Here is a 15,086-nt window from a genome sequence, read left to right as displayed (position 1 = left end):
GGATTATCGTTCTTAAGGATTATTTTTTGAATATTACCATTTTAAAGCTCTTTTTCAGCGTATTGCTTTTTAGCACAAAATTTTTAATCTATATTCTACGTTGATTTATAAAAAAACTTTTCAACTATTAGAGGTACTGAAAAACTTACGATTTTAAAATGTAATGTTCTTCAATAGTAAACGCCGGCACTTTTTGTTCGATTTTGAACAGAAAATGCCGGTGTTATTAGGTATTTCCCTTATTCTTCATTTAATAGCTTCAAGATACGTTTAAAATTCACCGCAAATATTGTTGTAGCTCCTTGGACTTCCAGGCCAAATAAACCCGCCGATTTTGCCGTATTGTAGCCATGTGGATTTTTCAACTCACTATTCTTCGCTTCAATTTTATAGCGATTTTTCGCTAAGTCTTTGAATTTTTCCGTTTCTTGAAAAGCTGCTTGCTCTTCATTTTCGGTTGATTTCATAAAAACTGAATACGTTTTGCTTTTGGCACCGTCTTTATAACACCTTGATAGTCCTTTCATTATAAAGGGGTAGGTGTGAAACGGAAAGAATGAAACACTCAGAAAAACGATAAAACTAGTTGATTGGAGTGCAGGCGGCGACTCCTTGGGGAACTAGCGAACATCTTGAGACCCCGCAGGAGCGTTAGCGACGAGGAGGCTCAAGGTTCGTCCCCAGGAAAGCGTCCGCCGGAACGGAAATTAACGGCATCGAAGAAAAAGCCATGTTCCTGAATTGCTATTGGATTATATGTAACATTAAATAAAATGAAAAGTAGGATTGTATTTTTATTGCTTCTATTCCCCTCTTCATGTATGCTAAAATCAAATCAAAGAAGGAGTGATACCACATTTTGGCTATCTCAAAAGCAAAACGTCATAGACAGCATGTATTACGTAATTTAGGCAAAGATGTAACAACACAGCGCGGAGAAGTTGCATTTAGCACACATACTAGAACAACGAAAACGAAAAAAGACAAATTACAAGTTCAATTCCATAAACACAAAAAGCATTTCCAGGGAGATCATTATTCCGATGGAGATGCTTTTTTAGTTGCTTCAATTTCTTGTTCTTGAGCTATGGCGAAGATAATGCCATTTGTTTTATTTTCTTAAAGTCAAAACGCTCATCAAAAAAACATTTAAATCACTTTTTCACCACTTATGTCATAAATGTGAATTTCTACTAATACATTATCTTTCTTTAGTGTTTTAATTTCTTTGCCTAGTGCCTTTCGTAAATCTTTATTAATTTCTTTCCCGTACCTAGTACTCGTGTCATCATTGGAACGTATATCTGTCAATATACTTAAGCCTACGAAATTTGGTTCTATTTCTTTCAAAACCCTTTGAACTTTTGCATATCCCTTATCTTTAAGCATCCACCTTATTTTTTCTTTATTTAATTCATTATATTGTTTATCTGTTTCAGTAGAATACGTAAAAGTCTTATTGACATGGACTGAATAATCTTTATAAATTGTTTTTCGTATTACCTCTTGAGTAGCTTTTTTGATATTTTTTTCATTTTCATCTATATAGCTTTGTCTACCTGTGATTAGTACATCCACTCTCTCCTCTGGGAAAGTTATGGCGATTGAGATTTGATAAGGAATGTTTTCTTCTTTGAGTCTAGTTCTAATAGCTTTATTAGCCTTTTCAAAATTCTCTGATTTGAGCTCATCCTCGCGATCTTTCTGAGTCAAAGAATGATTCGTTGAAGCTTCTACATGAACTTGATAATGTTGGATAAACCATCCACCACCAAGTAATAGAAAAAGAATTATTCTTAATGGTTTAATAACTCTCTTCATAAATTATTCCCCCAATAATTCGTGATAAATTACGATACTTATTGAAAATGTAAATTGAATAACAGTAACCGCTACTTACAGTAGTTGATACTGTTTGTTAGAATACTTGGTCCCAACTTTTCAGTTTTGGAATTAGAGAGACGCACTTGAATTTCAACTTTCTCCATTTCTGCTGTAATTGAATCAAATCGTCCAGCCCAAGTTGGACTATCCTCTTCTGGAGTAGGATAAAGCCTAAAACGCCAACTTATTTCTTTTGGAATAAAAGCAAACCCTTCATAACTATCATAGTCTCCATAAGATGAAGGCTCTGGAAGGTGAACAGCAAGAATACTTATATTAGTTCGTGCAAAACTTGGTGGATTTAATTGCACTTTATAAACCAATGCTTCACCTTTGGCATTTGTTAAACTTTTATCAACCGGCTCCAAAATAAGACTACATGGCACTGAAATCGCATTGCTGTGAGATGGATATATAAAGAAAGCTAAAATAAGACATAAAAACAAAAATTTCTTTTCCATAAGCACCTCTTACAATTTTTTTTTGATAGGTAAACCCAACTCTAACTCTTCAACAATCTAGCTTTATTTGACTTGCTGAACAAATGACCTCGTTAGAAGTATAAACTTTTATTTCAATTTGATACTACCTTTTAGGTAATTGTGGGGATGTGTTATACAATATAGTTTTATCGAAATTTTAATAAATAAGTTGATATATCAGCATAAAAAAAGCCATTTTGATAAATATTTATCAAAATCGGCTTTAGACATATTTTATTTGATAGATGATTGAATTTTTATAGTAGTTTTTCTGATTCGTGATCATCTACGATTATATTGATAGCATCATTTGATTCTCTTGCTATTGCTTTATTAGCATTTTTATTACCACTGTAAGTTCTTCTAACACATTTTTAATCAACTCAAGAATTGATTATTTTTTATAGTTAAATGTACTAAATTAACCTATTAATACTGTCAAGATTGATTCTTCATACATCTTCTCCTAAAGAGAAGGTGAGCCACCAAACACAACCTAAAATGTTAATACATAATCCTTTATTTATCTTTTTGCCAAAATCAATTTTATTACACCATTATACTTACAAAAAAATCCCCTAATACATAGATTAGGAGATTAATTGTTCGGACAAGCGTGAGACTGAAGTGATTTATTTGAAAATCATTGCGGCTTTTACTGCTTTTTGCCATCCTTCATATAATTCTTCACGTTTCTCTTGTTCCATTTTAGGTTGGAATGACTTGTCATTCTTCCAGTTCTCTGAAATTTCATTTCTATTTTCCCAATAGCCAACTGCTAAACCTGCTAAATAAGCGGCTCCTAGTGCTGTTGTTTCATTAATTATTGGACGATCAACTTGTACATCTAATAAGTCACTTTGGAATTGCATTAAGAAATTATTTGCTACTGCTCCTCCGTCTACACGTAACGTTTTTAGTGAAATGCCAGAGTCTGCTTCCATTGCATCCAGAACATCTTTCGTTTGATATGCAAGCGATTCCAAAGTTGCGCGTATAAAGTGCTCTTTGGTAGTACCTCTAGTAAGCCCAAATACTGCTCCTCTTACATCACTATCCCAGTAAGGAGCTCCTAATCCAACAAATGCAGGTACAACATAAACGCCATCTGTTGAAACTACTTTCTCAGCATATTGCTCACTTTCACGAGCGTTTCTAAACATTCTTAGACCATCTCGTAACCATTGAATTGATGATCCTGCAACAAATATACTTCCTTCTAAAGCATATTCCACTTTACCGTCAATTCCCCAAGCAATGGTTGTTAGTAAACCATGATCTGATTTAACAGCCTTTTCTCCTGTGTTCATCAGCATAAAGCAGCCAGTACCGTACGTATTTTTTACCATTCCACTGTCAAAGCAGGCTTGACCGAAAAGTGCTGCTTGTTGATCTCCCGCAATACCAGCAATCGGCGCTTCATGACCAAAGAAACAATCCTCTGCTGTATAAGCATATATTTCTGAAGAAGGGCGAACTTCAGGCAACATAGAAGCAGGAACTTCTAAAATTTCAAGTAACTCTTCATCCCACTTCAGATCAAATATATTGTACATCAATGTTCTAGAAGCATTCGAATAATCAGTTACATGTCTTTTTCCGCCCGATAATTTCCAAACAAGCCAAGTATCAATCGTTCCGAATAATAAGTCTCCTCTTTCCGCCTTCTCACGCGCTCCTTCTACATTGTCTAAAATCCACTTTACTTTTGTACCTGAGAAATAGGCATCTATTAATAGTCCTGTTTTATCACGAAATGTATCAGCATAACCTTGTGATTTTAATTTGTCACATATATCAGCTGTTTGACGAGATTGCCAAACAATCGCATTATAAATCGGATCTCCTGTATGTCTATCCCAAACGACGGTTGTTTCTCGTTGATTTGTGATACCAATTCCTGCAATTTGTTCTGGTTTTATATTTTTTTCAGATAATACACCAGCAATAACGGCCAAAATTGAACTCCAAATTTCATCTGCATTATGTTCTACCCATCCAGAATTAGGGAAATATTGTGTAAATTCTTGCTGTGAAGTATGGAAAATAGTGCCTTCTTTATCGAATAATATTGCACGAGAACTTGTTGTTCCTTGATCTAGTGCCAAAATATATTTATCTGTCATATAATCTCCTCCAAATATATGTTTTTCTTATGGTCCTCAGCGTTACTTTTCTTCTGATTCTTGTTTTAGAGTAATTTGGGCACCTATTAGAACGACAAGTGTTATCGCTCCTACTATCCAAAATGCTACGCTATTAACTCCTGTGAAAACTTGTTGATAAAATAGTGCACCAAATGCCCCACCGATGATAGGACCAACAATTGGTACCCAGGCATAACTCCAGTCCGATGAACCTTTACCACGAATAGGAAGAATGAAATGCGCAATTCTTGGCCCTAAATCACGTGCTGGATTAATGGCATAGCCTGTTGTTCCACCTAGTGATAAACCAATTGCCATAATAAGCGCACCAACAATTAACGGATTTAAACCTTCTGTAAATTCATTTGCACCTATCATAAGTAAACCAAGAAGTAAGATGAAAGTACCGATAATTTCACTCGTTAAATTGGAAAGTGGATGACGAATCGCAGGTGCTGTAGCAAATACACCGAGTTTCGCGTCCTTATCCTTTGTTTCCTGCCAATGCGGCAAATATTGAAAGTATATGATAACTGCCCCGATTATTGCTCCAATCATTTGTGCTAGAATATACCCTGGTACATCAGCCCATGGGAATTCACCAATCGATGCCATCCCAATAGTTACTGCAGGATTTAAATGCGCCCCACTGAAATTCCCAACAGCATAGACGCCCATTGTAACAGCAAGCCCCCATCCAGCAGTAATAACTATCCAACCTGAACCTTCTGCTTTGGATTTTTTTAGCACGACGCCACCAACAACTCCGGCTCCAAAAACGATTAAAATCATTGTTCCAACTAATTCCCCAAAAAACGCAGTCATTTCTTTTCCCCCTTTGTATTTGTAAGCGGTTACGAAAAAGCACAAAAAACTCCACATCTAATCACCCGCCTATGGCAGAATGAGAAAATGTGGAGCTCAAAACTCAACCACTATTTGTTAACCTACCTGTATTCTATAAAGCATTTTAACAAATGTCAATACGTTTTATATTCAAATGGAGTTATAAATTCCCAAGAACGCCAGTTTTTTTTAGCTGAATGCTGCCCAAAGTTTAGCATTGGACGTTGTAACTGCCCTAGCTCCAGCATCTAATGCGTCTTGCACATGTTCCTCCGTACGGATTAATCCCCCACTAATAATCGGAATTCCTGTTCTAGCATGAACTTCACTAATTAGCTGTGGAATTACTCCAGGTAAAATTTCTATAAAATCAGGTTTTGTTCGTTCGAGTAAAGAATAACTTTTTTCTAAAGCAATTGTATCCAATAAAAACATTCTTTGAATGGCTATGATTCCTTTTGATTTTGCTTTCAAAATCATATTTGCTCGAGTAGATATAATCCCTGCTGGACAGATATCATTACAAAGAAACTCTGCAGCGTAGTCATCCGTTTTTAACCCTTGAATTAAATCTGCATGGATTATTAGTTTTTTACCATGCCTATTAGCTTCTGCTTTAATTGCCTTTAGATTGCTTAAATGTACTTCTAGCAAAACGATATATTCAAAGTGACTTTCTAACAACTGCTCCAATTGTTTTAGATTCCGCATAGCCGGAAGAATATTTTGATTATGAAAAGACATATCATTCCCCTCCTTTTAAACCATTTACGATTTCTTTTGATACCTTACCATCATATTTATAAAACAGTCGTTGCGCAAAGGATTTCTTGATTCAGCTCTTCTTCGTACTTTAATCGTTCCGTTTCTGTCCAGTTAAAAATAGATGACATCTCAGAAATAACTCGATCCTTCCACTCATAAACTGTTGCAATATTAAATAATAGCTTCCCGGTTCTTCTTATAAAGAAATCGACGGGTTTAACAGCCATTTCATGATGAATTGCGTACATTAACTGTATATACAAGCTTTGAGGGAGGGTTTTACTTCCTTCTTGTAAGTAAGAGAACACAACATCCACATTCGAACCATACAATTTTACAAGTTGTATCGCTTCTTGTTCTTCTAAGCCCATACTTTGCCCTTTTTTTACTTTTTCTATTACGAATTGTTCCATTTTCGAAGAACCGCCAACTTCACCACCTGAAATTGGTAAGTTTCTTGTTAAACATGCTCCAAACTTCTGTTCACCATCTAATTTTTTCACAACCATATTAACGACAGTCTCTGCCATTTTACGGTAACCAGTTAACTTACCACCAGCAATCGTAATTAAACCACTTTCAGATTCCCAAATTTCATCTTTTCTCGAAATCTCAGACGGATTTTTACCATCTTCATGGATCAATGGACGAACACCAGCCCAACTAGATTCGATATCTTTTTCCGATGCGTTTATTTCAGGGAACATATACTTAATAGCATTCAAAATATAATGGCGATCTTCCTTTGAAGCACTCATATCTTTTGGGTTACCTTTGTAAAAAGTATCCGTCGTTCCTACATACGTTTTTTTATCTCTTGGGATAGCAAACACCATTCTACCATCTGGTGTATCAAAATACACAGCTTGATGAAGTGGGAAAATGGATTGATCAAATACAAGATGGACACCTTTTGATAAAATTAAGCTCTTATTGCTTTTAGAGCCGTCTACTTCTCTTAATTTATCAACCCACGGTCCTGTTGCATTTACTATTTTATTTGCTTGAACTTGAACACTTTTTCCTGTCAGAACATCTACTACTGCTACTCCAGTTATTTTATTCTGATCATTGTATATAAATTTATCAGCTTTTGCATAATTTACGATAGATGCCCCTTTTTCAGCAGCAGCTTTTATCACTTCTATTGTTAAACGTGCATCATCTGTGCGATATTCAACATACAAACCACCGCCTAATAAGCCATCTTTTTTTACAAGAGGTGCTTTACTAATCGTCTCTTCTTTAGAAAGCATACGTCTTCTTTCTGCTTTCTTCACCCCCGCTAAAAAGTCATAAACTCTTAATCCAAACGAAGTAGATACTTTCCCGAAAGTACCTCCTTTATGAAAAGGAAGTAACATCCATTCTGGCGTAGTAACATGTGGACCATTTTCGTATACAATTGCCCGTTCTTTCCCAAGTTCTGCTACTTCTTTAATCTCAAATTGTTTTAAATAACGCAAGCCTCCATGGACAAGCTTGGTAGATCGACTAGATGTTCCAGAAGCAAAATCTTGCATCTCCACAAGCGCAACCTTTAAACCGCGCGTCACAGCATCTAACGCAATACCTGCTCCTGTGATTCCTCCCCCAATTACAAGTAAATCAAATTGTTCCTTCTCCATACCTTCTAATGTTGCATTTCTTTTTACTGCTGAAAATTGAACCATTATTTTTCCTTCCCTTCTCTACGTTTTAAGACAACAAAAAAGAGACCAAAACGCACATCATTGCAAAAATGCAATAATGTCGTTAGGTCTCTCAATAGCTCAAACCATATTTATTAACTTGCTTTCAGTTTATCACAGTTAGTCGCTATTGTGAATTAATAATAATCATTTGTAATTAATCTTTACGATTGTTATATAGATGGGCTAATGGTTGTAGTTCATTTATCGTACAGTAAGCCTATACTTCGTTAGCTAGAGAATCATTAAAAATTCTATCGTTGTTAACTATTCACCATAAACAGTTCAGAATGAAACATCAATTTTAAGATGACTGTAGCTTTTTTTAAATTTCTAACTCAATTTTAACTGGGCATTTTCTTTACTTTACCATTTTAGTATCGGGTTCTTGAAGGTTCACCTTGACTTTATCACCATATTCCACTAACCATTTCATGATGCTTTCTTCTCTTTCCTTAATATTGTCGTGCTGCGCATCGTATTTACTCATTTTTTTCTGTGCTACTATCTTTCCATCTACCATAAACAATACTTTTTCCGTTTTTGCTGCAACTTTTGCATCATGCGTAACGAGCATTACGGTTGTCCCTTTTTTATTTATCTCTGTTAGAATTGACATAATTTCTGCTGCAGATTTAGAATCTAATGCTCCGGTCGGTTCATCTCCAAATATGATATCCGGATTATTTATTAATGCTCTGCATATGGCGACTCTCTGTAGCTGTCCACCTGATGCCTGGGTAATATTATTATTCGCAAGTTTTTCAATTCCTGTCATTTCTAATAATTTATTCGCTCTTGTATTTACCTCGTTTTTATCCGCATCTTTGGATACCAGTGCAGGAAACATAACATTGTCAATTAATGAGAGGTTTTTCAAAAGATTAATATTCTGAAAAATAAATCCCATGTTAAACAATCGAATCTTCGCTAGGTCTTCTTCTTTTAGTTTTCCGATTTCACGGCCTTTAAATGTTACACTACCAGAAGTAATCCGATCCATACCGCTTACATTATATAGCAGTGTTGATTTCCCACTTCCAGATGGCCCCATGACCGATACGAATTCACCTTCTTTAATCTCCAAATTTACATCTTTTAAGATATGAAGTTCATTATTTTTTCCTAACTCTACTATTTTGTTTATACTTGTTACTTCTAAAATATTGCTCATATATATTCCTCCATTGCCAAGTATTTATATCAAAATCTATATCCTTAGAGGTATATCGGAAAGTCTTATTTTTTAGGAATCTATCTAATACATAGGTGCCCTCACCCTGGAAACTTCTTACATCTTCGGAGATACGCCCTTCAGCAGTTCTAACTTTTTAAAACGACAGATATATCATCTTTTACTGTTACCCTACAGCACACAGATATAGTAATACCAACTATTACAATTAATACTAACGGACATAGTAACCAAGTCTGCCATGCAACATTAACTAATTCAATCTTTGCAGCTCCCATAGTGGACATTCCCATACTAACAAGGAAATCCCCTAAGTAATTAGAGGCCAATACTCCTAATATGATTCCCAATATTAGCACCATCAAAGTCCCCGCCATATATTGTTGCTTAATATTTTGGGAAGTTAGCCCCAAACTTCGCATAATTGCAATTTGAGACATATCCTTAGCCAATAACATCCTAAGGAATAGAGCAGTTATTAAAACAACAATTATTACTGCAATTGCGATTCCGCCTATAACAATTGTGCTCATTTGATCGATGATATTTCCTAGAGTCTGTTGTGTATATTCTTTAATATCATTTACCTGCGCAGAATCATAATTATTCTGATAGTAATCCATTTTCTCACGAATATTAACGCCTTGAGCCACATCCATGTTGACAATATACCAAAGAACGGCATCTTCATTTAAACCAAGACTGGTATTCGCCTTTGCTGTTTTCCCACCGTTTGTAATGTCTTGATAAATACCACTTACTTTCAAAGTCTTTTCTGTTCCAGCTACCTTTACAACTACGTCATCTCCCACTTTCTTGTTTAATCCATCTTTTGACGCATTTGCATAAGAAAGTGAGATTTCTCCATCATCTTTCGGTGCTCTTCCTTCCAAATAACTTAATGGAAATACGGAAAAATCTCCGGTCTCAATATTAATATAATCCCAGGAACTTTCCTCATTTTTGACTTGGTAGGAACATGTAATGTAGGCGGCATATTTTTCAATATCCAAATCATTCTTCAATTCTTCCTGCAACTTTTTAAAATCTTCTGTAATTGTATCTGTCTTTCGAAGATCGATTCTCATATCGGATTTCCCTATTCCCATATATGTGGAAAATTCCGGAGAATTCATTGTATTATAAATATTTATTGGAAGTATTATAATAAACGTACAAATAACAAAAATAAAAATCAGTAATCTGTATAATTTGAAACGCTTAAATACATCCCTAAAACCCATGTAAATATTGGTGTTGAAGAATTTGTTCTTAAGCAGGGGGAAACTATATTTTCTGTTCTTTCCACGCTCCATGATATCTGAACTTAATGCTTCCACCGCAGAAATCTTATCAATTCTTTTTAGTACCTTCTTGAAGTACATAGTAATTACAAAATATATAAATAATGGTACCAATAGAGAAAGTGCATATTTTAAGTTTCCTGATAATTCCGAAGATATATAAAGTCTCATATTACCAGTAAATAGATTTACCACTACAAAGGAAAGTAAATAGCCCACTATACCAGCGGCTACTGATAGGGCTCTATATTTATTAAGATATACCTTTTTAATATCTTTCTTGGATATTCCTATGGCTTTCATAACACCGATTTCTCTTAAATCTTCATCAATCGTTGCAAAAAACGTAAGTCTGATACAGAGCGAAGCTATAATAATTAGCAAAATACTAATAAGTATAATTACCATCGCAACTGTCGCATCTGACATGGCATTGAACAATAAGAATATTTTCCCTCCAACCGTAGGACCATTTGTTGGAAGTCCTGCTTCAATATATGCTGTCTGAACAGCCTGGGAATCACCGTTTTCATACAATTTGAATTGGATAAGATATTCCCGTTCTCCTACCTGATTTACAAGCATTTCATTATAATCGGTTTGATTAAGAACAAATCGTTTCGATGAAGTAAGAGAAGAATTCATTTCATAATCTCTTGCATAATCTGAAATGATAAAATCTTTCTCATACCCTCTTCTTTTCACCGTAATCGTATCACCTATTTTCAAGTCATATTGTTGCATAAAGTAAATAGGAACTGCCACTGTACCTTCTTTGACGTCCAGCTTTTTATTATCGAGATCCAATATAAAATCAAATTTTTTATTCTGTACAACAAATGAAATGTCCTGTACAGTTCCAGCCATAGTATTATTTTCACCAAAATGAATATTACTTCCGTCAAAAGTAAGAAGAACCATCGTTTCCTGCATCGCTATATTATCACGTTGTTCTTTTGAAAATTCATCGATTTCTCTCTGATTATAATTTCCTGAATGCATCTGAGTAATGTCAGAAGGGACTGCTCTTTCTTGCAGTTCCGACATCGACTGAGTCAGATTTGCAATGATATTTGTTGCGCTAGCTCCCAAAAGTACCGCCATGGTTAAAAATACAAACACTGTAACAGTCACTATTTTCTTTCTGTAGCAATCATTCTTTACAATTTTCAGAAACAAAACTTTTCCTCCTTCTTACTACATGACTTTACTGCTTCGAAAGTTCTCATCATTGTAATGATTGTTCTGTCTGCAATACCTCTATTTCTTTCTGTGCCTCCATTTCTCGGATTCCCTTAGATTTAGATACAAATAGTGCCGTAATTATTAGTCCTAGTCCGGAAAGAATTATTAAGAATCCAACTCCTCTTGTTTCACCAGTTCCTATGATTTTACCAACAGTATTCGCTAGCACACCGCCTTCGACTAGTGCTGGATTAAATACATAATCTGCAAGAACACCTGCAAAAACATAAGCAAATACAAATCCCACCTGTGAAATTAAAGAAATAAGTCCCCATGCTCTACCTTGTTTCTCATTATCAATGGATTTTCTTATTAGAACATCAATACATGTAGTCGCAAATGGCAACGATGCAAAGAATAAAAATCCAGAAATAATAATGACCGGGATGCTTGTCGTTGCACCAAACCCTGCCATCGTAATACCAGACACGATGAAACTTGCCACCATGATATTCACATAATTTCTCTTTATGACTCCAGTGCCGATCATAATACTGGACGCCATCATACCGCAAGCAACAATTGTCTGCAGAATTCCTGTTGTTTTCTCACTGGTAAAGGATAAAATCATCGGTTTTGAAAGCACTTGAATAATTCCCATATAAAACATTAAAACCGAAACCAGCACAATTAATAGCATGACTCCTTTAGATTCAAGAATAATCTGCCATCCTTCTTTTAAATCCTTGAAAAAATCCAACTCTTTCTTAACCTGTGACTTTACCGCGAGAGATCTTCTTACAAAAAGGATTGTCGAAACTGTTATAACAACAGTCAGAATATCAATGATGATAATCACTTCTATACTATAAAATGCCAGAATTAAACCGCCAATGATTGGTGAAATCAAAAACTTAGAAGAGGAAGCTATCCCAACCATTCCACTTGCTTTTGCATAATCATCCTCTGTTAATAAATCAGTAAGTGTTGCTTTATATGCCGGATCTAATAAAGATGAAAACGCTGAACTAAATCCCACACAAAGGATTATTTGCCAAATCTGAATATTCCCTGTACTCATAAAAACCAGCAAAACAATTAGTCCCATCCCTGATACACAATCTCCCAGAATCATAAGCAACCTTCTATCAAAACGATCTGCAAGAAACCCTGCAGCCGGACTAAATAAAATCATGGGCAGTAGCGCAGCCATTTCAACCATTGCAACATCCAATGCTGATTTTGTTAGTTGCCACACAAATACTCCAAGACCAAAGGCAGTCATACCAGTACCGATATTAGATATCAAATCTCCCATCCAGATAACCAGAAATTTTTTAAATCCTGCATCAGTTTTTACTTCATTCATATATTAGAATCCCCTTTCTTTAAATTTTATTTGGTTCAATAATATTTTACGATTTAATCCGTTTAATAGCATCTATAATGTTGTAATTTTTATATTTTTTTCCATTTAGAGTTAACCAATTTGACTTTCCATATTTCAGAACAGCATATTCCTGTTTCTTATTTTCAAATTTTGTTTTTTGGCAAATCATTTATCTTGCTAATACGCCTGTAAACAATGTATTCTTTCTGTCTTCATAGCCATCAGCCCTTGATTTAGATACAAGGTGCAACATTTCAATAAATTGTTTTTATAGAATAAACTAGTATCAGGGACAATAGCCCTCGTCGATCTACATTGTAATTCATAGAAATTATATTACTCCAATCCAAATGTCATATTACATAAAACAATTGTTTTTTAGTATCCCAGGTCTGATGCATTATCCAGACCTGGGGAAAAACAGCTTTCTACCTGTCTTTTACTTTCATATCTAAGTTCATAAATTGATTAATGTGTGTTACGACTTCACCTTCCTTATTAAGTATGAATATATGGTCTCCAGTTTTAATAGAGGTTATATTTAAATCTTGAACAAGGTAATCTTTCCACATCATTGCTGAACCAATAGTCTCGGCTTTGTCGTTTTCGCCCCATAACAAATGTGTTTCAATATCAATTTTTTTGTACGAGGCTTTTGCTGAAGATTCTAAGATTTCATAATCCGCACGAAATATCGGAAGCATGAGTTCCATTAGCTCATTATCCTTTAATGCATTAATAAAGTTCCTTTTGGTTTACCTGTTGAACCAGACGTGGTACCCACCCAAATACAAAAACGACAATACACTACTAAATTTAGTGTATTGTCGTTTTAAATTTCCCTATATTTTATGCTATGAAAATAGCATTTTTTCAACATTCTTTTTATCTATAGAAGCCACCTACACTTCAATTATCATTTAAAACTCATGATGCTTTATCAAAATCGTATTAATTCCCGTCTAGCTCCGCTTCTATCCGAACCCCTCCACGCTTCATTTGCAACCAATAATAGGTCGTTGTCAGCACGCTGATAGCACCAAAGACTATTACCATGAGTTGTAGGCCAATAAAATCTAGTAAAGCACCAGTAGACAATAAAACGATTTGAAACATGATCCGATCTAACATGTTCCGGAATGAAAAGAAACGACCATGATATTCTTTTGGTACTTGTTTTTGGAATATTGTCATCACTGTTGGGAAGAAACAACCAACCGCGAATCCAAAAAACCCAAATATGACTAATGTCAGGAACGAACTGCTAGCAAAATACAACAGCATTTCTCCACTTCCAATGACAATGAGACAAACAAATAAGATTTGCTCTATTCTCCATTTCTCCCCTATATATTTGATGGCAAAAGAACCAATCATAAAGGAAATACCTTCAACAGTATATATCATTCCTTTTATCATCACCGAATCTTGAAATTCACTTATCTTAATGACTAATAAATTGAAGGAACCTATAAATAAGACAGGTATAAACGATAAAATAAGCGTCATTTTCACGCTAAGATTAGCTTGTAGCATTGGGAACACTTCTTTAAAGCCGCTTTCCTTTTTGTTACTCTTGCCAATCTGGTCAATTCTTCGAGGTTTTTCCTCTGGGATATCTAACATAAAAGTAAATAAAAGCAATGCAAAATATGCAGCAAATGAGAGGATATAAAGTGTACCTATAGCTGAATAGACTAATATCAAACCTGCTAAGGCGGTCCCTGCAACACGAGCAACTGTCGAAACATTCATATCCCAACCATTTAGTTGCAATAAATCTCTTTCACTTACAATTAGAGGTAAAGTCGCTTGCAATGCAGGGAAATAAAAAGATGCAGAAATTTGTATAAGTACTAAGAAAACAACCATCCACCAAATAGAACCTGTTGCTAATGCTATAAACATAAATAATACGCTCACAACACGCCCTATACTCGAATAAATTAACACCGTTTTTTTACGTGATTGATCAATGATCCGCCCAGCTAATGGTCCCATCAACACCCCTGCTAGTAAACCACTAGATAGAATAAGTGACTTTATAAAATCTGAAGGCACTCTTTCTTGCATAAATTCTAGATTGCCAATTATACTTGCCCATAATCCCAATCCTGCGATTAATTCACCAAACAAAACAATCCATACATTTCGATTTTTCCACATATTTTTCTCCTTAAAAAGAAAGGAGCTACTA

The 15,086-nt window shown here is 35.0% G+C and carries 12 protein-coding genes and 1 pseudogene; 1 reads left to right on the top strand and 12 read right to left on the bottom strand.

Features of this window, described 5'->3' with window-relative positions; genetic code table 11:
• Positions 1-239 precede the first annotated feature (239 nt).
• Positions 240-509 (bottom strand): annotated as a pseudogene (locus ACZLO7_RS12030) (transposase); the annotation flags it as partial.
• 350 nt (positions 510-859) lie between these two features.
• Here ACZLO7_RS12030 and brfA point away from each other — a divergent pair.
• Positions 860-1,084 carry a ribosome rescue factor BrfA gene (gene brfA / locus ACZLO7_RS12025; RefSeq protein WP_464940037.1) on the top strand — a complete coding sequence of 75 codons (225 nt, stop codon included), beginning with the start codon at positions 860-862 and terminating at the stop codon, positions 1,082-1,084.
• Positions 1,085-1,149: 65 nt separating this feature from the next.
• Here brfA and ACZLO7_RS12020 read toward each other — a convergent pair whose 3' ends face one another.
• The 11 genes from ACZLO7_RS12020 to ACZLO7_RS11970 all read right to left on the bottom strand — a co-directional run bounded on the left by ACZLO7_RS12020 (position 1,150) and on the right by ACZLO7_RS11970 (position 15,055).
• Positions 1,150-1,821 (bottom strand): hypothetical protein, encoded by a 672-nt coding sequence (locus ACZLO7_RS12020; RefSeq protein WP_464940038.1) that lies wholly within the window; start codon positions 1,819-1,821, stop codon positions 1,150-1,152.
• Between the two features lie 71 nt (positions 1,822-1,892).
• On the bottom strand, positions 1,893-2,345 hold the full coding sequence (locus ACZLO7_RS12015; RefSeq protein ID WP_464940039.1) for a YoqH family protein: 453 nt from the start codon (positions 2,343-2,345) through the stop codon (positions 1,893-1,895).
• 653 nt (positions 2,346-2,998) lie between these two features.
• Positions 2,999-4,492: a glycerol kinase GlpK gene (gene glpK / locus ACZLO7_RS12010; protein WP_464940040.1), complete on the bottom strand. Its 1,494-nt coding sequence runs from the start codon at positions 4,490-4,492 to the stop codon at positions 2,999-3,001.
• A gap of 42 nt (positions 4,493-4,534) precedes the next feature.
• Positions 4,535-5,338 (bottom strand): MIP/aquaporin family protein, encoded by an 804-nt coding sequence (locus ACZLO7_RS12005; protein WP_464940041.1) that lies wholly within the window; start codon positions 5,336-5,338, stop codon positions 4,535-4,537.
• A gap of 210 nt (positions 5,339-5,548) precedes the next feature.
• Entirely contained in the window at positions 5,549-6,103 is a 555-nt protein-coding gene (locus ACZLO7_RS12000) for a glycerol-3-phosphate responsive antiterminator (protein WP_464940042.1), read from the bottom strand.
• A 56-nt stretch (positions 6,104-6,159) separates the two neighbouring features.
• Positions 6,160-7,797 (bottom strand): glycerol-3-phosphate dehydrogenase/oxidase, encoded by a 1,638-nt coding sequence (locus ACZLO7_RS11995; protein WP_464940044.1) that lies wholly within the window; start codon positions 7,795-7,797, stop codon positions 6,160-6,162.
• A 379-nt stretch (positions 7,798-8,176) separates the two neighbouring features.
• The gene (locus tag ACZLO7_RS11990) at positions 8,177-8,989 is read right to left on the bottom strand and encodes an ABC transporter ATP-binding protein (protein WP_464940045.1); all 813 of its coding nucleotides are present in this window, start codon (positions 8,987-8,989) and stop codon (positions 8,177-8,179) included.
• Between the two features lie 149 nt (positions 8,990-9,138).
• Positions 9,139-11,493, bottom strand: a complete 2,355-nt coding sequence (locus ACZLO7_RS11985) for an FtsX-like permease family protein (RefSeq protein WP_464940046.1) — start codon at positions 11,491-11,493, stop codon at positions 9,139-9,141.
• 49 nt (positions 11,494-11,542) lie between these two features.
• Positions 11,543-12,868, bottom strand: coding sequence for an MFS transporter (locus ACZLO7_RS11980; RefSeq protein ID WP_464940047.1), 1,326 nt, complete (start codon positions 12,866-12,868; stop codon positions 11,543-11,545).
• 449 nt (positions 12,869-13,317) lie between these two features.
• Complete coding sequence (locus ACZLO7_RS11975; protein ID WP_464940062.1) at positions 13,318-13,629, bottom strand: thioesterase domain-containing protein; 312 nt, start codon at positions 13,627-13,629, stop codon at positions 13,318-13,320.
• A gap of 211 nt (positions 13,630-13,840) precedes the next feature.
• Positions 13,841-15,055 (bottom strand): MFS transporter, encoded by a 1,215-nt coding sequence (locus ACZLO7_RS11970; RefSeq protein ID WP_464940048.1) that lies wholly within the window; start codon positions 15,053-15,055, stop codon positions 13,841-13,843.
• Positions 15,056-15,086 lie beyond the last annotated feature (31 nt).

This window comes from Viridibacillus sp. d25.2 (genome assembly GCF_055456015.2).
Note: the sequence above shows the minus strand (reverse complement) of the source record. Positions and strands in the feature narration are given on the sequence as shown.

Excerpts from the sequence above, each read along its gene's own strand:
- ACZLO7_RS12020 (WP_464940038.1), bottom strand. The coding sequence starts at position 1,821 with ATGAAGAGAGTTATTAAACCATTAAGAATAATTCTTTTTCTATTACTT.
- ACZLO7_RS12015 (WP_464940039.1), bottom strand. The coding sequence starts at position 2,345 with ATGGAAAAGAAATTTTTGTTTTTATGTCTTATTTTAGCTTTCTTTATA.
- glpK (WP_464940040.1), bottom strand. The coding sequence starts at position 4,492 with ATGACAGATAAATATATTTTGGCACTAGATCAAGGAACAACAAGTTCT.
- ACZLO7_RS12005 (WP_464940041.1), bottom strand. The coding sequence starts at position 5,338 with ATGACTGCGTTTTTTGGGGAATTAGTTGGAACAATGATTTTAATCGTT.
- ACZLO7_RS12000 (WP_464940042.1), bottom strand. The coding sequence starts at position 6,103 with ATGTCTTTTCATAATCAAAATATTCTTCCGGCTATGCGGAATCTAAAA.
- ACZLO7_RS11995 (WP_464940044.1), bottom strand. The coding sequence starts at position 7,797 with ATGGTTCAATTTTCAGCAGTAAAAAGAAATGCAACATTAGAAGGTATG.
- ACZLO7_RS11990 (WP_464940045.1), bottom strand. The coding sequence starts at position 8,989 with ATGAGCAATATTTTAGAAGTAACAAGTATAAACAAAATAGTAGAGTTA.
- ACZLO7_RS11980 (WP_464940047.1), bottom strand. The coding sequence starts at position 12,868 with ATGAATGAAGTAAAAACTGATGCAGGATTTAAAAAATTTCTGGTTATC.
- ACZLO7_RS11970 (WP_464940048.1), bottom strand. The coding sequence starts at position 15,055 with ATGTGGAAAAATCGAAATGTATGGATTGTTTTGTTTGGTGAATTAATC.